Consider the following 23,616-nt stretch of genomic DNA (forward strand, 5'->3'; position numbering starts at 1 on the left):
ATTATTGCTTTAATAATTTTTCGAGTTCTTTTTGTTTTATAGTGAGGATGGTTCCGTGCCTCAAACCTTTCGGTAGTAAAATTTTGTCCGAAACATCAGTCCAGTTTTTTAAATTTGACGATAAGATGGCGCCATATTGATGATCGCGATACTTATCAAAATAAACAAGCCATTCGTTGCCTACTTTGATTGCCGTTGGCCCTTCAGCCCAGTATTTTCCGGTTATGGCTTGGCTTGCTTCTGAGTAAGGACCAGTCAAATTGTCGGCAGTTGCAATTTTGATGTTTTTTTGAGCAGGTTCGCGGGTTTCATCTTTCAAAAACATGATAAATTTTCCCTTATCCTTCACAATGGTTGCATCGATTACGTTAAAACCTGGCTCATAAAGAAGTTTTGTTTCCGAATAGGTTTTGAAATCTTTAGTGCTTACAAAATAAATTCTGTGATTATAACCATCTTCTAAGCTCGAAGCTGTTTCATTAAATTTCCCTGTTAGGGTACTTGCCCAATAAATGATATAGGTTTTAGTAGTTTTGTCATACGTAATTTCGGGTGCCCAGGTATTTCTAGTTCCTTCTTGTTTAGCCATAACAGGTAAAAATTGTTGTTCGCTCCAATGAATTAAATCTTTTGAGCTTGCATATCCAATTCCTTTATCTTTCCAGCTTACTGTCCAAACCATGTGAAATAAACCATCTGCGCCACGAATAATGCATGGGTCTCTCATCAATTGATCTTTACTTACTGTTGGTTTTAAAAAAGAAGAATCATTTTTTAGGGCAGTCCATTGGTAAGCATTTTTACTGTAGGCTAAGTGTAGACCATCTTTACCATTGTTTTTAAAATAGGCAAAGAGATATACCTCGTTATTTGATTGTGCAAGGAGGTTGGAGGCGCAAAAAATCACTGCTGCCAAAAGGATATATATCTTCTTCATATTGATGCCGGTTTATTTCAGCTCAAGCACAACCACAGATTGGGCGGGGATATCTACTTTCAATGCTTTTCCTGATTTTTTTGCGCCATTAAATTTTGCGTTGTGTATTTTATTTGGATTAGAAAAAGTGTTGATATCCGTTAGTTTCGCCGAAGTAAGAATTTGGCCTGTTACTGTTTTCCATTCCAAATCACCTAAATCTGTATTGATAGAGATTTTATTTTTCGGATCGAGATTTACCAGCGAAACGTGAATGGCTCCGGTTGAATCCTGCGAAGCAGAAACATTTAATGCTGGAATTTTTTGATCACCCATTACATAATCCGGACTAGTAAAATTTATAGGAAGGTACTTAGCATCCATGTGTACTTTAAATAAGTCGAAAACATGATAGGTAGGAGTAAGCAGCATTTTATCTTTTTCTGTCAAAATCATGGCCTGCAAAACATTTACGGTTTGCGCTAAATTTGCCATTCGCACCCGGTCAGAATGGTTATTGAAAATATTTAAGGTTATGCCTGCAATTAGCGCATCACGTAAGCTATTCTGTTGGTAAAGAAAGCCCGGATTGGTTCCCGGTTCTACATCAGTCCAAATTCCCCACTCATCAACAATCAAAGCAACTTTTTTCTTGGGGTCATACTTGTCCATAATTTCCGAATGTTTAGTCACAATCTCTTCCATGCGAATACAATTCTTCATCGTATTGAAGTATTGTGCCTCATCGAATTTTGTTGCCGATCCTTTTACGCCCCAGTTCCCTGTTGGGATGGTATAATAATGGAGTGTTAAGCCCCACATTCTATTTGGACCAATGTTTTTCATGCAGGTTTCCGTCCAACGGTAATCTTCTGCATTAGCACCACTGGCAATTCTTTTCAACGGAGCACCAGGATAATCACGGGCATAAGTAGCATATCGACGGTATAAATCGCTGTAGTAATCAGCGGTCATGTTACCGCCACAACCCCAGCTTTCATTTCCTACACCCCAAAATGAAACTTTCCAGGGTTTATCCATTCCGTTTTGTTTTCTAATTGCCGTCATCGGGCTAGCACCATCGAAATTAAGATATTCTACCCATTTGGCCATTTCCTCAACCGTTCCACTACCCACATTTCCTGCAATGTATGGCTCGCAGTTTAGCATTTGGCAGAGCTCCAGAAATTCATGTGTGCCAAAACTATTGTCTTCAGTTACACCGCCCCAGTTGGTGTTAACCATTTTCGGACGCTCATTTCGTGGTCCAATACCATCTCTCCAATGGTATTCATCGGCAAAACAACCACCTGGCCAACGTAGATTAGGTACATTGATTTTTTTTAAAGCCGCTACCACATCCAATCTTATTCTACCTTTATTTGGGATAGGGGAATTTTCATCTACCCAAAATCCATCGTAAATACATCTCCCTAAATGTTCGGAAAAATGACCATAGATATGTTTGCTAACGATTTGATTGCCAGCAGGCTTAACGGTTAATAATGTTTCGTTTTGTGCATTTGCAAAATAGGTAATGCAAAGCATTACGAAGGAGAGCATTAGTTTCTTCATGGTTTTGCGTATTAGTTAAATGGGATTTTAATTACGTTGAATGAATTTGGCTTTAGAGAGGTACTCAGCTTTTTGTCTTTTATACTGATAGCAGATGTTTTTGGGCTCACAGCAACCGGGTTTTCGAAAGAATTTAATTGATTTAAGTTCTCACTTGCCAATTCATCAATCGTTCCTTTGGTTTTCAATTTTGTTTTTCCTTCCAGATCGAATATTACGTTTTGGCTTTCTTTGGTATTATTTGCAATCTTAATGATCAGTTCTTTTTTTGTTTTGTCGATTACGGATGATGCAAAAAGACCATCTTGTCCGATGATGGTTTTATCGTCGAGTGTGATGGAAACCACATCGGTGCCTTTGTTGGTAGAAAATAGTTTCTGAACGTAATAGTCTGGCGTACCATACGAATTTAAATTATCGACCCAAATCATATCTGGTGCCCATTGCCAGCCATCAATATGAGCAAAAAGCGGTGCGTACGATGCCATTTGAACTACATCAGCATTGCGTTCTAATCCTGTCATTAATGAAGCCGAGGCCAGTGCGCTTTCCCAGTTATTCCGATTGCTGCCAATTACATTTTTATCGGCATGAACGGCATATTCCCCAACAAAAATTTTGGTGTCGTTTCTTGGGTAATTATCGTAACGGCCTGCATTTTTCAAAAACCAATCTGCCGGGCGATAGTAATGCTCATCTATAAAATCGGCTTTATTTTCACGCAGTGAGGTATTGAGTAAATTAAAACGATCGCCATCCGGATCAGTTCCGGAGCTATTAATCAATTTAAAATCGGGATATTTTGTCTTGATAGCCTTTGTGAAAATAGCCAGGCGCTCTAAATATTGGGGTCCCCAGTTTTCATTGCCAACTCCCATCATTTTAAGGTTAAATGGTTTTGGATGACCAAGCTCAGCTCGCTTTTTTCCCCAGATTGTACTCACATCGCCATTTGCAAACTCAATTAAATCAAGTGCATCCTGAACATAAGGTTGTAGTTCATCTAAAGCCACTACTTCGCCAGTATTAAACTGGCAGGCCATTCCGCAATTTAAAATCGGCAGTGCATCCGATCCGATGTCTTCAGCCAGCTGGAAATACTCAAAAAATCCCAATCCAAAAGTTTGATAGTAATCTGGCGCAGGGCGATGGGCAAATTCGGTGTTCCAACGGTTAATAAGTAGTTTCCGCTCTTCAATAGGGCCAATTGTATTTTTCCACTGATAGCGGTTCGCTAAATCAGTACCTTCCACTATGCATCCACCCGGAAAACGGATAAACCCTGGCTTCATATCTGCCAGCAACTGAACCATATCAGCCCTAAGCCCTTGTTTACGATTTTTCCAGGTATCGCCAGGAAATAGCGAAATCATATCCAAATCGATATTTCCTTTCCCTTGAAAGATAATCCCGAATTTTGCTTTCGGGTTGGTTTCGGTTGCTAAAAAACTTACCGATTGCTTTTTCCAGTCGCTACCGGTTGCTTCAGGAATGAAACTACCTTGACCAATAATTTTTCTATTTTCATCCTTCAAAATCAACACCATTTTCACGCCAGGTTGCAACTGACGGTACATCGCTGAGAAATCATATCGCATTCCTTTTTTAACGCCTATGCCCTTAAAACCCTCATTAATGAGTTCAAAATCATCAGTTAATTTTTTAATCTGAAGATAGCGAGGATTCGCTTCATTGGCTTCTTTGCGATTGACAACCAACACTTCACCTTCTCTCTGCTTGTTCCTGTAAATCGACCAGCCCATTAGAGGTTTAGCAAATTCGAAAGATCTGTTTTTAATTAGTTCCGCGTAAATTCCGCCATCGGCACCAAAATTAATATCCTCGAAAAATACACCCCACATATTGGGCTGAACTTTCGCGATGGGTTGATCTAACTTAACTTTGACGATTTTTGACTGTTGTGCATTTAACGGAATAGCAAAAAATGCTGTTAAGCATGTAATTAAAACGCTCTTTACAGGTGCAATAATTTTCATTGTATAATATTTGGTCAGTACTAATTGTAAATGTAAAGTTTTTAAAATAATAAACGTTAATTGTACGATTATTTTTTTTTTGAATAATATTCTACAATATTGCCATGCTTGGTTTTGCATGGTTTGTTCTTATTGCTATCATTGAAAAGATGTATCCCAACGATTAAGTAACATTTATATCGCAATTTTAATTTCATACAGCTTTAACGGGTTCAAACCATTACTGTAGCATGTTAACATCAAATTGCAGGATACCACAGGATGCCAGTTTATAATTTAGTCTCTAAATTGTCGACTTAAAGGGCGTTTTAAATTTAATTAAGAAGCGCTTTTCTAACCAATATCACTTATATGAGGTTCCCTTACATCAATCTTTTGTTAATGATGATCTGTTTCTGTGCGGTTTCGTATGGGCAGCAGCAAAACTTAAGCAAAACATTATGGTATAAAAATGCGGCAAAAAATTGGGATGAAGCTTTGCCGATTGGCAACGGGCGATTAGGCGCCATGGTATTTGGCAGAGTGGAATCAGAACTGATTCAGCTTAACGAAGAAACCCTTTGGACGGGAGGTCCTGTTGATGCCAACCCGAACCCAGAGGCTATTCAATACCTACCACAAGTGCGGAAATTGCTTTTTGAAGGACAAAACGGGCAGGCCGTAAAGCTGATGAAAAAAATGCAAGGGCCCAATACCAATATGTATCAGCCTTTGGCAAATCTGTTTTTAAAGCAAAAGCTAAACGGATCTGTCAGCAATTACAAGAGAAGCCTTGATATTTCCTCGGCCGTTGCAACAACTTTTTTTCAGGTTAATGGCACTGATTTCAAACGCGAAATATTTGCTTCTTTTCCTGATCAGGTAATTGTTATCCGCTTAACTTCCAGTAAAAAGCAGGCGTTAAATATCAGTTTGGGTTTAGGCGCCGAACTTGATCATGCAGTTAAAATAGAAGGGAATGAAATTATTTTAAAGGGTAAGGCACGTATTACATCTGATGAGCGAAGAAATCAAAAACCATTAATATATTCAGATAGTCTTCACCGAAATGGAATGCGTTATCAAACCCGGGTTAAAGTAATTAAAACAGACGGAAAGCTAAGCGCAGATAGTTTGTTGAATATTACAAATGCCTCCGAAATTCTATTGCTTGTATCTGCAGCAACCAGCTACAATGGCTTTGATAAATATCCCGATCAGGATGGGATTAATGAAAATGCAAAGGCATTAGACTATTTGAGTAAAGCAGAGAAAAAACAATATAATTCGCTTAAAACATCGCACATTAACGATTATCAGAAATATTTTACCCGCCTTGTACTTTCCATAAATAATACCGGCGACTCTTTATCAAATATACCGACAGATGAGCGTTTGAACCTCTATAAAAGCGGGAATACGGATTTCGGTTTGGAAGAACTATATTTTCAGTTTGGAAGATATTTGTTAATTTCTTGTTCGCGTCCGGGTGGTATAGCAGCCAATTTGCAGGGGATATGGAATGCCTCTATCCGGCCATCATGGCGAAGCAATTTCACCACCAATATAAATTTACAGATGAATTATTGGCCGGCGGAGGTGACTAATTTATCCGAGTTAACAGAGCCGTTGATTACGCAAATTAAACACATGGCTATAAATGGTGAAAAAACAGCTAAAAATTACTATGGCGCAAGAGGATGGGCCCTGCATCACAATTCTGATATTTGGGCACAAACAAATCCAGTTGGCGAAGGAACAGGCGATCCGAAGTGGGCAAACTGGTCATTGGGAAGCCCATGGATTTCGCAGCATTTGTACGAACATTATCTTTTTACAGGCGATAAGACATACCTAAGAGAGACGGCATATCCCTTGATGAAAGGTGCCGCACTTTTCTGCCTCGATTGGCTTGTAGAAAAAGACGGTTATTTAGTTACAGCTCCTTCCACCTCTCCAGAAAACAGCTATTTATTGCCTGATGGGACCAAAGAGGTTGTAACCATCGGCTCAACAATGGATTTGTCGATTATTCGAGATCTGTTTAATAATATGATTGATGCTGCTAAAGTTTTAGGTACTGATCAGGAATTTGCTAATCTTCTAAAATCAAAACGTGATCGGCTGAGACCCTTGCAAATTGGTAAAAAAGGCAACTTGCAAGAATGGTATGGTGATTTTGAAGATGAAGAACCACAACATCGTCATGTTTCTCATCTGTTTGGTTTACATCCAGGAAGAGAAATTTCTCCTTTAATTGATACCATTTATTCTAATGCAGCTATTAAAACTTTAATGGTAAGAGGAGACGAAGGAACGGGCTGGAGCAAAGCATGGAAAATTAACTTTTGGGCAAGATTACTTGATGGAAACCATGCTTATAAAATGTATCAGGAACTACTTAAACATTCTACCTTAAATAATCTTTTTGATACACACCCGCCTTTTCAAATTGATGGTAATTTTGGTGCAACTGCAGGTGTTGCTGAGCTGCTCTTGCAGAGTCATCTAGCACAGATACAACTATTGCCTACTTTACCATCTGCCTGGAAACAGGGTTATGTAAAAGGTTTAGTAGCCCGCGGCGGCTTTGTTGTCGATTTATACTGGGATAAAGGAAAGTTAATCAAAGCAACTATTTTATCTAAAAAAGGTAATCAATTAAACCTTTTAACCGATGTTAGCCTCCAAGCTGAAAACGCAAGGCAAACAAGGCGGGGCAAATTGTACTATAATACATTGAAAACGGTTACAGGGAAAGTATATAATTTCACAACTGATTCTAATTAAGCTCTTATGAAGATCAAACATATCATTGTTTTTATTGTGGTGAGTTGCTATTCCTGGTTGGGTATGGCACAGGAAAAATCTGTCAAGGCACTTCCAGATGCGAAAACCATGAAATTATTCTTTGAAAAGGTTTACCTGCAAACGGACAGGAACTATTTCAGTGCTGGTGAGGATGTTTGGTATAGTGCCTATTTGGTGAACGGAAAAAGCACAAGTCTTACATCGAGTAGTGCTAATTTATATGTAGAACTTGTTTCTCCCCATTCGGGAATATTAGATAAAAAAACGATTTTATTAAGCAAAGGGTTAGGGAATGGCGATTTCAAATTACCAGATTCGATGGCTACGGGCTGGTATAACATACGTGCTTACACGAACTGGATGCGGAATTTTGGCAATGAATTCGTATTTCGGAAAAGTATATATATCACAAACAACCTGAAAGAAAATGCCACTTATGCTACGCGTAGCGCAAACAAAAAACCAATTGGCAGTGGCGAAAGTGAAAATAAGAAGACAATCACATTTTTTCCTGAGGGTGGGGCACTTGTTGAGGGTGTAAACAGTTTGGTGGCTTTTAAAACGAATGATGATTTAGGCAACGGTCTTAAAGCATCAGGTAGCATCGTTTCTAACAAAGGCGATACAATAACGAGTTTTCAAAGCACGGCTGCAGGAATGGGACTATTTACTTTTACGCCAAAAATAAATGAAACCTATCGAGCTGTTGGTTTTTTCGGGAACGAGAAATTTTCGACGACACTTCCAGAAGTGCTTAAAAAAGGTTTGTCGTTACATGTAAGCGCTGATTCGCTCTACATAAAAGCATCAATTACAGCTAATGAGATGATGTTTAATGAAGTTTCTGGAAAAACCTTATCTGTTGTCGTTAAACATGCAGGAGATAAGATCTACACAGGTGCAGTTAAAATGGTTAAGCAAAGTATTTCAGTTTCTATTCCAAGCAAAGGTTTTCCAGCTGGTATTGCGGTAGTTACTTTAGTCGATGATTTAGGGAAACCGCACTGTGAACGTTTGATTTTTATTTCTGACGAAAAAAAAATATCCTATACCCTTAAACCCAACAAACGGGCTTATCAAGCTCGCGAAAAAGTGGTACTTAAGGTAAAAGCTACTGATGTTTTCGGCATGCCGGTAAAAACCCATTTCTCATTGGCTGCTGTTGATGGCTTGATTCCAGATGATGGAACTAATATTTGCGCCTACCTCTTGCTTCAATCAGAAATTAAAGGCGAGATTAAAAATCCGGATCAATATTTTGATGTTAAAAATCCTTCAGGTTTAAAACAATTGGATTTGCTTTTGCTAACACAAGGCTGGCGAGAATATTTATGGCGAAAATTTGCCGATACAGCCATTGCTGTGAGTTATTTACCGGAACCAGCCCTATCAGTAAAAGGCTTTGTACGAGAAAAAGTCGGTAACAAACCGCTAGCAAATATGAACATCACTTTGTTTGGCTCGGGCTTTACTGGCGACAAGTTATTTACCACCACAACAGATCAAAATGGAAATTATTTTATTGATGGACTAAAGTGGTATGGTGATCAACCGATTAAAATTTCTTCGCAGGATGCAAAAGGGAAAAAGGGCGGCTGGCTTCAAATTGATTCGTCAGCTAAACCTATATCCATCACCTTTAAAAGAGGATTGCAAGATTTTGCGACAAATATTGATGCAGAAATCAGTAAACGCATGGATTATAATAGAACTTATAAATTCGGCGATTCGATAACCTTAAATGATATTGAAATTAAGGCAGAGCAAAGCAAAAAGAAAGTAGTACTCTTTAATGAAACCATGATGACATTTGGCTATCCAGAACAGATTTTCAATATCACTGCTGCCGATTATTCTTTTAACGGCCTCGAACATTTTCTGCTCACTAAGGTTAGTGGCGCTTACCCTCGCGAAGATATAGATTCAGTAGGATCTGAAGGGATTTCGTTTATTTCAAATGGCAAAAAGATCTCGCCAATAATAAGAGTTAATAATCGGGAAGAGCTGGTAGGAGAAAGGCGGGATTATTATAGTTTGAGTATGGATAAAATTAGTCAGGTAAAGGTGCAGCACCTCATTAACAATTCAGGTACCGATGTCTATGTGATAAGTCTTAACTTAAAAGATGATGCGCTTGGCGCAACAAATCTTCATTTACTTAACCTCGACTTAACTGGATATTACAACGCAAGAACCTTTTATTCTCCCAATTATAGCAATCCTGCAAATAAAAATAAAGATCTGCGAACTACCGTTTTTTGGGCGCCACGAGTAGAAACCAATGCCCAAGGTGAGGCAAATGTAGTTTTCTACAATGGCGATAATAAAGGAACAATTGTAGTAAAGGCTGATGGAATAACAGAAAAAGGCTCGGCAGTTGCCGCTAAAAGTACATATGTTGTTCAGTAAAATTAAACCAAACGGAAAGAACTTCATGAAAGGTAAACCAACCGTTTTGAAATTCGGATTGCTGCTGCTGCTGACCGTTTCATCATTGTATGTTTCTGCCCAACGCCAAATGGAAAACCTGGGGAGAGGTGTGGTTGCCGTTCGCCAGGGTGCTGATTCTGTATTTATCAGCTGGAGGATTTTAGGAACTGAACCTGATGACATCACTTTTAATCTTTATCGCAAAACAGCCAATACAACAGCTAAAAAGCTTAACCAAACTCCGCTATCTAAAGGAACAAATTTTGTTGATGTTGGCATAAATCCTGATTTGGATAATAGCTATTTTGTGAAAGCAATAGTTAAAAATCAGGAGCAAGAAGCGAGTAAACCATTTTTATTGAAGGCTAAAAGTGCTGCAAATCAATACCTGACTATTCCATTGAAGACTCCAGCCGGATACACGCCTAATGATGCGTCGGTAGGTGATCTTGATGGAGACGGAGAATATGATATTGTTTTGCACCAAACGGGTCGAAGTCGTGATAATTCATCAAATGGAATAACTGATCCACCAATTTTTCAGGCTTACAAAGTTGATGGCACATTTTTGTGGGAAATTAACTTAGGCAAAAACATCAGAGAAGGTGCTCATTATACGCAGTTTATGGTTTACGATTTAGATGGGGATGGAATTTCCGAATTCGCCTGTAAAACTGCTGATGGTACTATTGATGGTAAAGGAAAGGTAATAGGGGAGTCAACAAAAGATTATCGTAATCGCAATGGACGGATTTTAGAGGGACCGGAATTTTTTACCATTTTTAGCGGCAAAACGGGTGAAGCTTTGGCGACTACAGATTACATTCCTTCTAGAGGCGATATTAGCGCTTGGGGTGGAAAAGGTGGTAACGGCAAAAATGATGATTCCGGAAATCGTGTTGATCGTTTTACAGCATGTATCGCCTACCTTGATGGCATCCACCCGAGTGTTGTGATGGCCAGAGGATATTATGGTAGAACTGTTTTAGCAGCCTGGGATTGGCAAGACGGCAAACTTACCTCCCGATGGGTTTTTGACTCAAAGGATGGAAGAAATCCCTTTTCAGGAATGGGAAACCATAATTTAAGCGTAGCCGATGTGGATGGTGATGGAAAAGATGAGATCATTTTCGGATCAATGTGTGTGGACGATAATGGAAAAGGTTTATACACAACTGGTTTGCGTCATGGTGATGCTTTGCATGTTTCCGATCTCGATCCGGAAAGACCCGGACTCGAGGTCTTTGGTGTCCACGAGATTGAAGAAGGAACAAAAGGACCGGGAGTGGCAGTTTATGATGCAAAAACTGGCGAAATATTATGGTATGGATCTGAAGATGAAGATGTGGGTAGAGGCGTTGCAGATAACATAGATAATACCCGAGTGGGTGCACAAATGTGGTGGTCGGGTTCAAATGGTTTATTTGATATTAAAGGCAATAGAATTGGAGCACAGCCGCGATCTACCAATTTTTTGATTTACTGGGATGGAGATCTCTCGCGGGAACTTTTAGATGGCAATCATATCGATAAATACAATGGTGGAAGACTTTTGACCGCTGATGGTGCTATTGCGAACAACTGGACGAAGTCTACGCCAACATTAAGTGCAGATCTTTTTGGCGATTGGCGTGAAGAGCTCATTCTTCGATCGTATGACAATCAAAGTCTCCGAATTTACACCACCACTATTCCAACGGAGCATAGAAATTACACCTTAATGCATGATCCCCAATACCGCCTTAGCATTGCCTGGCAAAATGTTGGCTACAACCAGCCGCCGCATACTGGTTTTTATTTCGGACATGGGATGAAAAAGGCACCCAAACCAAATATTATATTTGTTAAGCCTGCACTTAAAAACCTAAAATGATTGGAATCAACGTTCAAAATAAAAGGCTCGATTCAGTCTAATATTTCAAAATTTTGAAAAAATATAAACTCATGAAATCAACATCAATAAAATTATTTGTATTTGCAGCGATACTCATCATTGCTTCAGCATTTGTTAAACCCGAAAAGCCAGCACTTCATACCATTGGCGATTCAACAGTGCGTAACTCAAACAAAGAAACCTGGGGTTGGGGAACACCGATTGCCGCACTTTTTGATACCACCAAAATTCATGTGGAGAATAATGCCATGGCGGGCAGAAGTACCAGAACTTTTCTTTCAGAAGGAAGATGGGCCAAAGTTTTGGAAACATTAAAGCCGGGGGATTTTGTAACGATGCAGTTTGGGCATAATGATGGTAGCGAACCCGACACCACAAAAGCAGGCAGAAGAGGTGTTTTGAAAGGGACTGGCGAAGAAACAAAAGTGCTAACCTGGCCTGATGGAAAAGTGGAAACTGTGCATACTTTTGGTTGGTATATCCGCAAATTCGTTCGCGAAACGAAGGCCAAAGGCGCCACGCCAATTGTGGTTTCTATGATTCCCAGAAATCAATTTAAAGATGGAAAAGTGCTCCGGGCTGATCAAAGCTTTGGAAAATGGGCCGCAGAAGTAGCACAGCAAGAGCAAGCTTTTTTTGTCGATCTCAACAAAATTACCGGCGATAAGTACGACGCGATGGGACCTGAAAAAGTTAAATCATTTTTTCCCGGAGATCATACACATACCAATTTGGAAGGCGCTAAACTAAATGCACAATCGGTAGTAGAAGGAATAAAGAAATTGAATGGATGTAAACTGAAAAATTATTTATTGTAAAAATTAATCAGTCTAAAAATCTATACCATCTCGGTAGTTATAAATTAATATTCTTATGAAATCAAAAAAAACATATCTAACCCTTATTTTAATGGGTGCTTTTATCGTCTTTTCTTCTTGCATGATATTGAAGCAAAAACAGAAACCTACACTATTCCTCATTGGAGATTCTACCGTAAAAAACGGAAAGGGTAAAGGAGATGGTGCCTTATGGGGATGGGGAAGCTTCATCGAAAATTTTTTCGATACCGAAAAAATTAACATTGAAAACGATGCTTTGGGCGGAACAAGTAGCAGAACATTTCAAACCAATGGTTTATGGGATGCGGTATTAGCAAAGGTTAAAAAAGGTGATTTTGTGATGATGCAGTTTGGACACAATGACAGCAGTCCGCTTGATGATACTGCTCGTGCCCGTGGTACTATAAAAGGTATTGGCATGGAAAGCAAAGATACTTTCAACCCCATCAAAAAGAAACAGGAAACTGTTTATACCTATGGCTGGTATATGCGGAAGTTTATAAAAGATATCAAGGCTAAAGGCGCAACGCCAATTATTTGCTCGTCGATTCCCAGAAATCCGGTAAAAGATGGTAAAGTAATTTTAGTTAATGATAGTTATGCTGGATGGGCGCAAGAAGTTGCAAAGGCTGAAAACGTAGATTTTATTCCCTTAAACCAATTGATTAAAGATAAGTATTCGGTTTCATCAGCAGATCAAATTAAAAGCTATTTCACTGAAAAGGACCATACACACACCAATGAAGATGGAGCAAAAGTGAATGCTGCACTAGTTGTGGAGGGCTTGAAATTATTGAAAAAAAATAAGCTACAAGCTTACTTGAAGTAGAGGGGATGGTTTTTATTTCTAATTGATCGTCATTTCTAAGGCTGTTTTTCACAGCGGAGAGATCTCATTCCAGGTAAAACTCATTAATAAGTTCTCGAACAATGTCAATCTTACAATGGATATTGTTCAAGATCACTATGAATAAAAAACTGGTTTAACAGGACACTACAGGTTGCCCATATTTATATTTAGTGCTATTATAGTGCCCTTAACCAAATATATAGAATGCTTTAGCATTCATTTCAGATAAAATTATGCAGATAAAAATATTGTCGTTTGCAAAATGTGTAGCACTGGCTATATGTTTTATAGCAGTTTTTTCTAGGAGTAGCTTCAGTCAAACCATTTCTGTTGCAGGGAAGTGGAGGTTTAAGATTGATGCTGGTGACGAAGGTGTCAAGGCGAAATGGTACAATACCAAATTGCCTGAAACCATCAACTTACCAGGTTCTATGGCAGAAAATTTAAAAGGCGACGACATTACGCTTAAAACAAAATGGACGGGGAGTATTTACGATAGTTCTTATTTTTATCACCCCCGTTTGGAAAAATATCGTAAACCTGGAAACCTTAAAATTCCTTTCTGGTTAACCCCTGCAAAACATTATACAGGTGCCGCATGGTATCAGAAAGATGTTGAAATTCCGGCAAACTGGAAAGGGCAGCGGGTGGTTTTATCTCTGGAATATCCCCACTCAGAAACACATGTTTGGATTGATGATATGGAAATTGGCACGCAATACACCTTTGTGGTGGCACAAAATTTTGAGTTGCCAGCAAATTTAAAACCAGGAAAACACACCATTACACTGTTGATTGACAATCGGATTAAAGCCATCAATGTCGGTCAGGATTCTCACAGTTTAACCGACCATACACAGGGAAACTGGAATGGTGTAGTGGGCACGATGTTTTTGCGGGCAGGTTCTCCTGTATATTTTGAAGATGTTCAGATTTATCCAGACTTAAAGAAAAAATCAGCAAAAGTAAAAATTGAACTAAAGGCAGGGTCCAACATCTCTTCCAACGGGAAGATTACCTTATCTGCAAAAAGTTTTAATACCAAAAATATTATCAGTGTAAAGCCGGTAACGGCTCCTTACCAGATTAAAAATGGAGTTGGTACTTTAGAAATCGAATTGCCAATGGGCGATAATATTGCCACTTGGGATGAATTTGATCCCGCCTTATATCGATTAACAGCTTCTCTAATTGCCAATGATGGTAAAAAAGACACTAAAAATGTTCAGTTTGGCATGCGTGAGTTTAAGGCTGTCGGCAGAAGTTTTGAAATTAATGGCCGCCCGGTATTTTTACGCGGAACAGCTAACAATTGTGAATTTCCATTAACTGGTTATCCATCTATGGATGTTGCTGCGTGGGAGCGAATTTTCAAAATATCAAAAGCACATGGATTAAACCACATGCGTTTTCACTCCTGGTGCCCGCCTGAAGCGGCTTTTATTGCTGCAGATTTAGCTGGATTTTATTTACAACCTGAAGGGCCAAGTTGGGCCAACCATGGTACATCAATAGGAGAAGGGAAACCAATTGACCAATTCATTTACGATGAAACGAATCGGATGGCGAAAAACTACGGCAACTACGCTTCGTTTTGTATGATGGCCTATGGCAATGAACCTCGAGGCAGACAGGTAGAATATCTAACAAAATTTAATAATTATTGGAAAGCAAAAGATTCGAGAAGATTATACACAGGAGCATCAGTAGGGGGCAGTTGGCCGGTAATTCCAAATAATGAGTACATGGTTCGTGCTGGTGCCCGCGGATTAGATTGGGGTAAAAAACCGGAGAGCATCTCTACCTATGCCAAGCAAATTGAACAATTCACTGTTCCTTTTGTAGCCCACGAAATGGGGCAATATTGTGCATTTCCAAATTTTGAGGAGATGAAAAAATATACCGGTGTTTACAAGCCGAAAAACTTCGAGATGTTTCAAGAAGATTTAGCCGATCATGATATGGCCGATCAGGCAAAAGATTTTTTAATGGCTTCGGGAAAATTACAAGCTCTTTGTTATAAAAATGAAATCGAGAAAGCTTTAAGAACACCAAATTACAATGGTTATCAATTACTTTCTTTAAATGATTATCCTGGCCAGGGAACAGCTTTGGTTGGTGTTTTGGATGCCTTTTGGGATGAAAAAGGATACATCACCGCTAAAGAATTTAGGCGTTTTTCGAACAGCACCGTTCCATTGCTTAACGTTCCCAAATTTGTTTACACCAACAACGAAACTCTAACTGCAGCTGTTCAAGTTGCGCACTTTGGCAAAGCGCCGTTAAAAGATGCGAAAGTTTTATGGACAATAAAAGAAGCTTCGGGAGCAACATTGGCTCAGGGCGCTTTTAGCCCACAAACATTACCTGTTGCAAATGGAACTGTAATTGGAGATATCAAATTCGATTTGAATACTATTCAAAAAGCCACCAGGTTAAATGTAGAGGTAAGCATTGAAGGTACCGAATTTGCCAACGATTGGAGTTTTTGGGTTTATCCGGCAGAACTTCCAAAATTTAAAACCAGTTTTTATTATACTGGCAAATTGGATGATCAGGCAAAAAAAGTATTGGATGAAGGCGGAAATGTGTTCTTAAACGCAGCAGGCAAAGTAATTAAGGGCAAGGAGGTAGTTCAAACATTTTTGCCTGTTTTCTGGAATACATCTTGGTTTAAAATGCGTCCGCCGCATACATTAGGGATTCTTTGCGATCCGGCAAATCCGGCCTTCGAAAACTTCCCAACTGAAAGCCACAGCAATATGCAATGGTGGGAAATTGTAAATAAAGCGCAGGTAATGAATTTGGAAGATTTTCCTAAAGGATTTAAGCCGATCGTTCAACCCATCGATACCTGGTTTTTAAATCGTAAACTGGCTTTAGTTTTAGAGGCAAAAGTGGGTAAAGGCAAATTGATTATCTCCAGTGCTAATCTAAGTCCCGATTTAAAAGATTCGCCAGCGGCACAACAACTTTATTTTAGCTTGCAACGATACATGATGTCTGACAACTTTAAACCGAAGTATGAGGTCGCCTATAATACCGTAAAAGATATTTTCGAAAGTCCATCTAAAATTCAGTTCGATACTTTTACAAAAGATAGTCCCGATGAGTTAAAGCCTAAACCAAATTCAAATTAGAAAACAATTGTCGTAGAGGCGAGCGAGGCGATCTGAAAGCACAAGCGTTGCAAAAGATTGTTTCTGCTTTAAACCTTATGATAACCATAAATTAATAATAATGAAGAAATTCACATTCCTTTTCTCCCTCATCATTGGCTTGTCAGCGCAGCTACTTTTTGCGCAGAAAATTCCAAATAAAAAAGCGGTTTTAAGCGCCATGCAATTAACCAATACCTATTTCATGAACAAATGGCCCGATGCTGGCAAGTCCATCATCACCAATAAAGAAAGGCCAAGTAACCTTTGGACCCGGGCAGTTTATTATGAAGGATTAATGGCTTTGTATGAAGTTAATCGTGAACAGAAATATTATGACTACGCCGTTCAATGGGGCGAAAAGAACCATTGGGGATTAAGAGATGGTGTGAAAACACGAGATGCAGACAATCATGCTTGTGGCCAGACCTACATTGATCTTTATAATATCGATAAAAAACCAGAGCGTATCAAAGATATTAAAGCCTCAATTGATATGATGGTTAAATCTGGTAAGGTAGACGATTGGACCTGGATTGATGCTTTGCAAATGGGAATGCCTGTTTTTGCGAAGTTGGGTAACTTATACAACGATAACAGCTATTATGATTACATGTATAAAATGTATTTACACAGCAAAAATGTGCAGGGTGGCGGTTTATACAATGCAAAGGATGGCCTTTGGTGGCGAGATAAGGATTTCGTTCCGCCTTATAAAGAGCCAAATGGCGAAGATTGTTATTGGTCGCGAGGAAATGGATGGGTAGTTGCAGCACTGGTTAGGGTATTGGATATTATGCCAAAAAATGCCGCTGGTTATGATGAATATTTGAAAACCTACCATGAAATGATCAAAGCTTTGGTTCCATTACAACGCACAGACGGATTTTGGAATGTAAGTTTACATGATCCGAATCACTTTGGAGGTAAAGAAACTTCAGGAACCGCCTTATTTGTTTACGGAATGGCCTGGGGCGTTAACAAAGGTATCTTAGATAAGAAAACTTATTTGCCAATTATCAATAAAGCATGGAATGGTATGGCAAAATACGCTGTTCAAAAAAATGGCTTCCTTGGGTATACGCAGGGTACAGGTAAAGAGCCGAAAGATGGACAACCGGTAACCTATACCAGCAAGCCAGATTTTGAGGATTATGGATTGGGCTGCTTTTTATTGGCCGGTACCGAGATTTATAAATTGAAGAAATAGCAATACTCCATCACAAATACTATGTTGAAAAAATATCTGGCTTTTGCTCTTCTTTTGTTCTCGTTTACAGCTTCCTCTCAAACCATTGGAAACTATAAATCAGGTTTTAAAAAAGACGGCAACACAATTTCATTTCTAACTACAAACGGCGAGGTTAAGCTTGATTTTTGTACCCCGGAAATGTTCCGAATCAGATCAAGCTGGAACGGAAAATACGAGGTAAATGAAAATTTGATGGTCATTAAATATAGCTGGCCGAATGTTACTGCTAAAGTGGAGGAAAAGAAAGATCAGTTTACAATCTCGACAGCCAAAGTTTTAATTAAAATTTATAAAACTCCATTTAAAATCGATGTTTTTGATTTAAAAGGAAAACTTTTGAGCGCTGAAAATAATGGGGCAATTGCTAAAGCTGCTACAAAAGTTGGCGTAACTAAAAAGCTTCAGGCCGATGAGCATTTTTTCGGCTTTGGTGAAAGGATGGATTTTATGGACCGTCGGTTTAAAAAAGTTACTTTAAATGTTGGTCGTGGTAAAGGTTTGCCCCATGCCATTGGCGCCTATAATATTTTGGAGGCAAATTACTGTCCGGTGCCGTTTTTCATGAGCACAAAAGGTTATGGCATTTTCTTCCACAATTCTTTTGCCACAGAGTGGGATATGGGCGCATCAAACAAAGATCAGTACAGTTTTAAGGCTGCTGATGGAGAACTGGATTACTATTTTATTTACGGACCAACATTTCCTGAAATATTAAATTCTTATACTTCCATTACTGGTAAATCGCCTATGTTACCACAATTTGCCCTTGGTTTACATGCAGGAACATATAGCGGAGGAACCTGGGGACATGAGGATAAAACTTCAGACCAATACGTTGTTGAATTGGCGAGAAAATATAGAGAGCTGGGCATTCCGGTTGATTTGCTTTGGCTAGATTCTACCTGGAGGTTGTTTGGCGAAAAGGGAGGGAAAGGTGCAACCTCTTTCGAATGGCGGGAAACCTTCAAAAATCCAAAGGGAATGTTTGACAGTATTTATGCCATGAACTACAAAATGGTAGGATTACATCTTCGTCCGCGGTTTGATAATGCGAAGAAATTAAATCTATTAGATCAAGCACAGGAGAAAGGCTTTACCTATCCAGAAAATGGAAAACCAGGAGAATTCGTTAACTTTTTCGATGAAAAGTCAACCCAATGGTGGTGGGATAACGGGGTGATGCGGGTAGCGAAATTAGGTGCGAAATTTCTTAAAACCGATGAAGGAAGTGCTTTTGGTGCACTGGCAAATGAGAGTGAAAAAGTTGGGCCAACAGGTAAAGAAGCAGAACGATTACATAATTTATTTCCCGTGGCCTATGCCAAAGCACCTTTTCTGGAATTTGAAAAGCTAAATGGTTTTCGTGGATTGAATCAAACTCGTGAGGGTTATTCAGGTATCCAACGTTATCCTTATATTTTTGCCGGCGATTGGCCTAGTGAATGGCAGTATTTTGCACCCGTAATAAAGGCAGGTTTAAATGTTGGCCTTTCAGGTGTGGGTTCATGGGCACATTGTATGGGCGGTTTCGAACATCAGGCCGATCCTGAACTATACATCCGTTGGGTTCAGTTTGGGATATTTAGTCCTATTGCACTTGTTTTTGGGATGGACCATCCCGGCTATAAAGAGCCTTGGAATTATGGTGAGCAGGCTTTGCAGAATTTTAAAAAATATGATCTGCTACGCTACCGTTTGTTTCCATATTTATACAGCAGCATGCATCAACAATATGCAACAGGCTTGCCAATGATGCGGGCTTTGGTTTTGAACCATCAGGATGATGAAAATGTTTACGAAATTGGCGATCAATATATGTTTGGCGACAACTTTATGGTTGCCCCGGTAACTACTAAAGGTGCGATTACGCGGTCTATTTACTTACCAGAAGGCACCTGGTTTAATTATTACAGCGGAGAAAAGTTTGCCGGCAAAAGTTACCATCATGTAGTGGCTCCATTAGATACAATCCCACTTTTTGTAAAGGCTGGAAGCATTATTCCCATGCAACCAGAAATGACTTACGCTGGAGAAAAACCTGTTGATGTAATCACATTGGATGTTTTTCCTTACGCAGATTCAAAATATGATCTTTACGAAGATGATAACCTCACTTCAAAGTATAAAACAGGAAACTTCTCGATTACTAAAATTACCTCGTCGTTAAAAGATAGCCAATTGACATTAAACATTGCAAAACCTTCTGGGGCATTTAAGCCCAGTAATCACCGCTATTTAGCAAAGATTCGTTGGAATGGTAGAACAACTCCAAAATCAATTTCCGAAAATGGGAATATGGTGGAAAACCTGAAATCTGTCGATTCGTTGGATAAAGCTGCTGGTTGGTACTATGATGCTAAAGTAAATGTGATTTGGATAAAATCGGCTGGCAATAATGACAGGGATATTAGTTTGAAAGTAAATTAACGTGGGGATGAAAGGTAAGGATGCTTCGTATCTACCATTGATGTTTTTATTTTCGTCATTGCGAAATTGATTTTTCATCGATTGAAGCAATCTCATTCGTAAAAGAGAAGATTGCCGCGGTCGTGAAATACTCCCTCGCAATGACGACCGTCCTAAAACGCCGCTCATATTGTTTTTTGAAATAAATTAACCCTCAGCATGATAGCGAGGGGTTTTGTCATCCTAAAACATAGTAATAGAAAAAGATGAAAATTGCATTTAAAATGAAACTTAAGCCTGGTTTTAAGGCTGAATATAAAGCTCGTCACGATGCAATTTGGCCAGAGTTGGCTGTATTGCTTAGAGAAAATGGCATCAGTGATTATTCCATTTTTTTAGATGAAGAAACCGATACCTTATTTGCCGTACAACAGCAAAATGGAAATTCATCACAAGATTTGGGCAGTACAGCAATCGTTCAGAAATGGTGGGCATACATGGCCGATATCATGGAAACTAATGCCGACCAATCTCCCGTATCAATTCCATTAGAACAGGTATTCCATTTAGATTAAAAACCATGCAAACTAAACGATTCGTCTCGCTGCTTTTTACCAGCATTTTATTTTACCATATAGCTAATGCTCAGTCTGCATCTAAAAAGGCAGTAACCTGGCCTAAAATAGAGAGTCAAATGAAACCCTGGACCAGATGGTGGTGGATGGGAAATGCTGTAGATGAAAAGAACCTGAAAATCGTTTTGCAAAAATATGCCGCTGCAGGTTTGGGTGGAGTAGAGATTACGCCGATTTATGGTGCCATGGGTTATGAAAAGCAATATTTGTCGTTCCTTTCGCCCCAATGGATAAACGCTTTAAAATATACCGTTAAGGAAGCTAATTCCCTTGGAATGGGCGTAGATATGAATACTGGAACAGGTTGGCCTTTTGGTGGCCCGCAGGTAAAGCCAGAAAATGCCGCATCAAAATTAATTGTTCAAGAATATAAACTAACTGCTGGCGAAAAGCTGAATGAGGTAATAAAAGTTAAGGAAACTAAACAGGATTTCGCAAAGTTGCAGGCGGTTACTGCTTACGGGCCAAATGGTGAAACAGCAGATTTATTTGCTGCTGTTAATCAAGATGGTACTTTAAGCTGGTCGCCAAAATCGGGCGTTTGGCAAATTTACGCAGCTTTCGCTGGTAAAACCCGCCAAATGGTAAAACGTGCTGCTCCTGGCGGTGAGGGGTTTACACTAGATCACCTCGATAAACCCTCAGTAGATGTTTACTTAAAACACTTTACAGATTCATTTCGCAATAAGCCACAGGGCGTAAGGTCGTTTTTTAACGATAGTTATGAAGTGTATGGCGCCACCTGGACGCCAACTTTTTTTACCCAATTTAAAAAGAACAGGGGTTATGATTTAGCCATGCACCTAAAAGATTTGGTAAGCAAAGATTCAACAAATGAAAATATTGCTCGTTTAAAGTCCGACTATCGTGAAACGATGGATGAATTGCTGCTAGAAAATTTCACAAAAAATTGGACCAACTGGGCGCATGCGTTAAAATCATTAACCAAGAACCAATCTCATGGTTCACCTGGCAATTTACTTGATCTGTATGGCGCTGTTGATATACCGGAAACCGAAACTTTTGGCTCTAGTGCCTTCGATATTCCTGGTTTGAGAAGAGATTCTGCTGATATTAGAAATGTAGACCCTGATCCGATGATGAGTAAATTTGCATCTTCAGCAGCGCACACCGGTGGGAAAAAACTAGTATCGTCTGAAACTTTCACCTGGCTTACCGAACATTTTAAAACCTCCTATTCGCAATGTAAGCCTGAAGCCGAACAACTGTTCTTATCTGGAGTGAATCATATTTTTTATCACGGTACCACAAATTCTCCTGAAAATGTGCCTTGGCCGGGTTGGCTGTTTTACGCCTCTGTTGAAATGAATCCAAATAACAGTTTATGGCCACATGCCCAAGGATTAAATAATTACTTAGCTCGTTGTCAATCTATTTTACAATCGGGTACATCTGATAATGAACTGCTGATTTACTGGCCTGTTTACGATGTTTGGAACAAAGCGAAGGGACTAGATATGGCTTTAAAGGTTCATGATGTTGATGAATGGCTACATCCAACTGCTTTTTATAAATTGGCTAAAAATCTTTCAAAATCCGGTTATTCGTTCGATTTCGCCTCAGATAGAATATTGGCCAAAACTAAAGCAGAAAATGGAGTGCTTCGTACCGCAGAAAATGCTTCGCCATTTAAGGTTTTGATCATCCCTTCTTGTAATTTGATGAGTCCTGAAACTTTGGATAATATCGTACAATTGGCGAAAAATGGTGCAACGGTTCTTTTTCAGGAATTGCCTAAAGATGTCCCGGGTTTAGCTAACCTTGAAAATAGAAGAACTGAGTTGAAGGCATCTTTGTCTAAAATGGTGTTTAAGCCTTCAAAAAACGGCTCACTTACTTATACTTTAGGTGCGGGTAAAGTGCTTTTGTCAGCTGATATTTCCCAAGCGCTTTCGCATCTTGCAATCAATAGAGAAGCTTTAACCGATTCGGGTTTGCAATTCATCAGAAGAAAAGCGAATAACGATACTTATTACTATTTGGTAAACCATACGGCTAAAGATATCGATACCCAGATTCCTATAAACGCGGATGGAAAAGCTATCATTTTGGATCCACAAAGTGGACTTATTGGCTCAGCTGCAATGAAGGGAAAAAATGTTCGTGTGCAGATTAAATCAGGAGAGGCGCTATTTCTTAATATGTCCAAAAATCAATCAGACAATATTTCCTGGAGGTATTTGAATAAAAGCGGGCTGCCAATTGCCATTACCCAGCCATGGTCATTACACTTTACCGCAGGAGGACCAGAACTTCCCTCGGATCAAAAACTAAATCAATTGGTTTCCTGGACAAAATTGAAAGACCCTAAGCTCGATGCGTTTTCAGGGACTGGAGTTTACACCACCAAATTTAATTTGAAAGCAAAAACGGCTAAAGAGTATGTTATAAACCTTCATCAGGTTAATGAAAGTGCCCGGGTTTGGATAAACGGCCAAGAAGTGGGAATTTTATGGAGTATACCGTTCCAGGCTCGAATAGGTAAATACCTAAAGCAGGGAAGTAATACGATCAAAATCGAAGTGGTAAATTTAATGGCAAACCGAATCCGAGATATGGATATTAAAAAAATCGAATGGCGAAAATACCACGAAATCAATTTTGTAAACATAAATTATAAGGATTTTGATGCCTCTACATGGTCAGTAATGCCGTCGGGATTGATTGGCCCGGTTTTGATCACACCTTATTTTTAATCAAATAAGATTTATTTTTATTAACAATTTGATGAATTAATGCTTCGATTTAGATTCCGCTATTCAACTAAATCGATTTATATCAAGTTTTGGTATTCGGCAGGTGATTTATGATAAGATTTCATAATAAATGACAGGATGGTACAGGATGGAAATA

Annotated in this window: 13 protein-coding genes; 10 read left to right on the forward strand and 3 right to left on the reverse strand. The window is 39.1% G+C overall.

Annotation, left to right across the window (positions count from 1 at the left end):
* Position 1 precedes the first annotated feature (1 nt).
* From OQZ33_RS20900 to OQZ33_RS20910, 3 genes are read right to left on the reverse strand one after another with little or no spacing between them, the layout of a single operon-like run.
* Entirely contained in the window at positions 2 to 937 is a 936-nt protein-coding gene (locus tag OQZ33_RS20900; RefSeq protein WP_265801358.1) for a glycoside hydrolase family 43 protein, read from the reverse strand.
* A gap of 12 nt (positions 938 to 949) precedes the next feature.
* Complete coding sequence (locus OQZ33_RS20905) at positions 950 to 2,491, reverse strand: alpha-N-arabinofuranosidase (protein ID WP_265801360.1); 1,542 nt, start codon at positions 2,489 to 2,491, stop codon at positions 950 to 952.
* An 11-nt stretch (positions 2,492 to 2,502) separates the two neighbouring features.
* Entirely contained in the window at positions 2,503 to 4,488 is a 1,986-nt protein-coding gene (locus OQZ33_RS20910) for an alpha-L-arabinofuranosidase C-terminal domain-containing protein (RefSeq protein ID WP_265801361.1), read from the reverse strand.
* Between the two features lie 351 nt (positions 4,489 to 4,839).
* On the opposite strand from OQZ33_RS20910, the gene OQZ33_RS20915 reads away from it, so the two are divergent.
* The 10 genes from OQZ33_RS20915 to OQZ33_RS20960 all read left to right on the forward strand — a co-directional run bounded on the left by OQZ33_RS20915 (position 4,840) and on the right by OQZ33_RS20960 (position 23,459).
* Complete coding sequence (locus OQZ33_RS20915; RefSeq protein WP_265801362.1) at positions 4,840 to 7,257, forward strand: glycoside hydrolase family 95 protein; 2,418 nt, start codon at positions 4,840 to 4,842, stop codon at positions 7,255 to 7,257.
* 6 nt (positions 7,258 to 7,263) lie between these two features.
* On the forward strand, positions 7,264 to 9,687 hold the full coding sequence (locus OQZ33_RS20920; protein WP_265801364.1) for an MG2 domain-containing protein: 2,424 nt from the start codon (positions 7,264 to 7,266) through the stop codon (positions 9,685 to 9,687).
* Between the two features lie 25 nt (positions 9,688 to 9,712).
* Positions 9,713 to 11,581: a rhamnogalacturonan lyase gene (locus tag OQZ33_RS20925; RefSeq protein WP_265801365.1), complete on the forward strand. Its 1,869-nt coding sequence runs from the start codon at positions 9,713 to 9,715 to the stop codon at positions 11,579 to 11,581.
* Positions 11,582 to 11,652: 71 nt separating this feature from the next.
* A complete protein-coding gene (locus tag OQZ33_RS20930; protein ID WP_265801366.1) occupies positions 11,653 to 12,420 on the forward strand; it encodes a rhamnogalacturonan acetylesterase in 768 nt (255 codons plus the stop codon).
* 55 nt (positions 12,421 to 12,475) lie between these two features.
* On the forward strand, positions 12,476 to 13,270 hold the full coding sequence (locus OQZ33_RS20935; RefSeq protein WP_265801367.1) for a rhamnogalacturonan acetylesterase: 795 nt from the start codon (positions 12,476 to 12,478) through the stop codon (positions 13,268 to 13,270).
* A 254-nt stretch (positions 13,271 to 13,524) separates the two neighbouring features.
* The gene (locus OQZ33_RS20940; RefSeq protein ID WP_265801368.1) at positions 13,525 to 16,431 is read left to right on the forward strand and encodes a sugar-binding domain-containing protein; all 2,907 of its coding nucleotides are present in this window, start codon (positions 13,525 to 13,527) and stop codon (positions 16,429 to 16,431) included.
* Between the two features lie 100 nt (positions 16,432 to 16,531).
* On the forward strand, positions 16,532 to 17,659 hold the full coding sequence (locus OQZ33_RS20945; protein WP_265801370.1) for a glycoside hydrolase family 88 protein: 1,128 nt from the start codon (positions 16,532 to 16,534) through the stop codon (positions 17,657 to 17,659).
* 21 nt (positions 17,660 to 17,680) lie between these two features.
* Positions 17,681 to 20,128, forward strand: coding sequence for a glycoside hydrolase family 31 protein (locus tag OQZ33_RS20950; RefSeq protein ID WP_265801371.1), 2,448 nt, complete (start codon positions 17,681 to 17,683; stop codon positions 20,126 to 20,128).
* A 245-nt stretch (positions 20,129 to 20,373) separates the two neighbouring features.
* Positions 20,374 to 20,682 carry an L-rhamnose mutarotase gene (gene rhaM / locus OQZ33_RS20955; protein WP_265801372.1) on the forward strand — a complete coding sequence of 103 codons (309 nt, stop codon included), beginning with the start codon at positions 20,374 to 20,376 and terminating at the stop codon, positions 20,680 to 20,682.
* A 5-nt stretch (positions 20,683 to 20,687) separates the two neighbouring features.
* Positions 20,688 to 23,459 (forward strand): glycosyl hydrolase, encoded by a 2,772-nt coding sequence (locus OQZ33_RS20960; RefSeq protein WP_265801374.1) that lies wholly within the window; start codon positions 20,688 to 20,690, stop codon positions 23,457 to 23,459.
* The last annotated feature ends 157 nt before the right edge of the window (positions 23,460 to 23,616 follow it).

The sequence above is a fragment of the Pedobacter sp. MC2016-05 genome, assembly GCF_026239735.1.
Classification (GTDB): domain Bacteria; phylum Bacteroidota; class Bacteroidia; order Sphingobacteriales; family Sphingobacteriaceae; genus Pedobacter.

What these genes read in the sequence shown, in the direction of transcription:
- OQZ33_RS20915 (WP_265801362.1), top strand. Translation starts at nt 4,840, where the DNA reads ATGAGGTTCCCTTACATCAATCTTTTGTTAATGATGATCTGTTTCTGT.
- rhaM (WP_265801372.1), top strand. Translation starts at nt 20,374, where the DNA reads ATGAAAATTGCATTTAAAATGAAACTTAAGCCTGGTTTTAAGGCTGAA.
- OQZ33_RS20900 (WP_265801358.1), bottom strand. Translation starts at nt 937, where the DNA reads ATGAAGAAGATATATATCCTTTTGGCAGCAGTGATTTTTTGCGCCTCC.
- OQZ33_RS20950 (WP_265801371.1), top strand. Translation starts at nt 17,681, where the DNA reads ATGTTGAAAAAATATCTGGCTTTTGCTCTTCTTTTGTTCTCGTTTACA.
- OQZ33_RS20905 (WP_265801360.1), bottom strand. Translation starts at nt 2,491, where the DNA reads ATGAAGAAACTAATGCTCTCCTTCGTAATGCTTTGCATTACCTATTTT.
- OQZ33_RS20940 (WP_265801368.1), top strand. Translation starts at nt 13,525, where the DNA reads ATGCAGATAAAAATATTGTCGTTTGCAAAATGTGTAGCACTGGCTATA.
- OQZ33_RS20945 (WP_265801370.1), top strand. Translation starts at nt 16,532, where the DNA reads ATGAAGAAATTCACATTCCTTTTCTCCCTCATCATTGGCTTGTCAGCG.
- OQZ33_RS20960 (WP_265801374.1), top strand. Translation starts at nt 20,688, where the DNA reads ATGCAAACTAAACGATTCGTCTCGCTGCTTTTTACCAGCATTTTATTT.
- OQZ33_RS20910 (WP_265801361.1), bottom strand. Translation starts at nt 4,488, where the DNA reads ATGAAAATTATTGCACCTGTAAAGAGCGTTTTAATTACATGCTTAACA.
- OQZ33_RS20925 (WP_265801365.1), top strand. Translation starts at nt 9,713, where the DNA reads ATGAAAGGTAAACCAACCGTTTTGAAATTCGGATTGCTGCTGCTGCTG.
- OQZ33_RS20930 (WP_265801366.1), top strand. Translation starts at nt 11,653, where the DNA reads ATGAAATCAACATCAATAAAATTATTTGTATTTGCAGCGATACTCATC.
- OQZ33_RS20935 (WP_265801367.1), top strand. Translation starts at nt 12,476, where the DNA reads ATGAAATCAAAAAAAACATATCTAACCCTTATTTTAATGGGTGCTTTT.
- OQZ33_RS20920 (WP_265801364.1), top strand. Translation starts at nt 7,264, where the DNA reads ATGAAGATCAAACATATCATTGTTTTTATTGTGGTGAGTTGCTATTCC.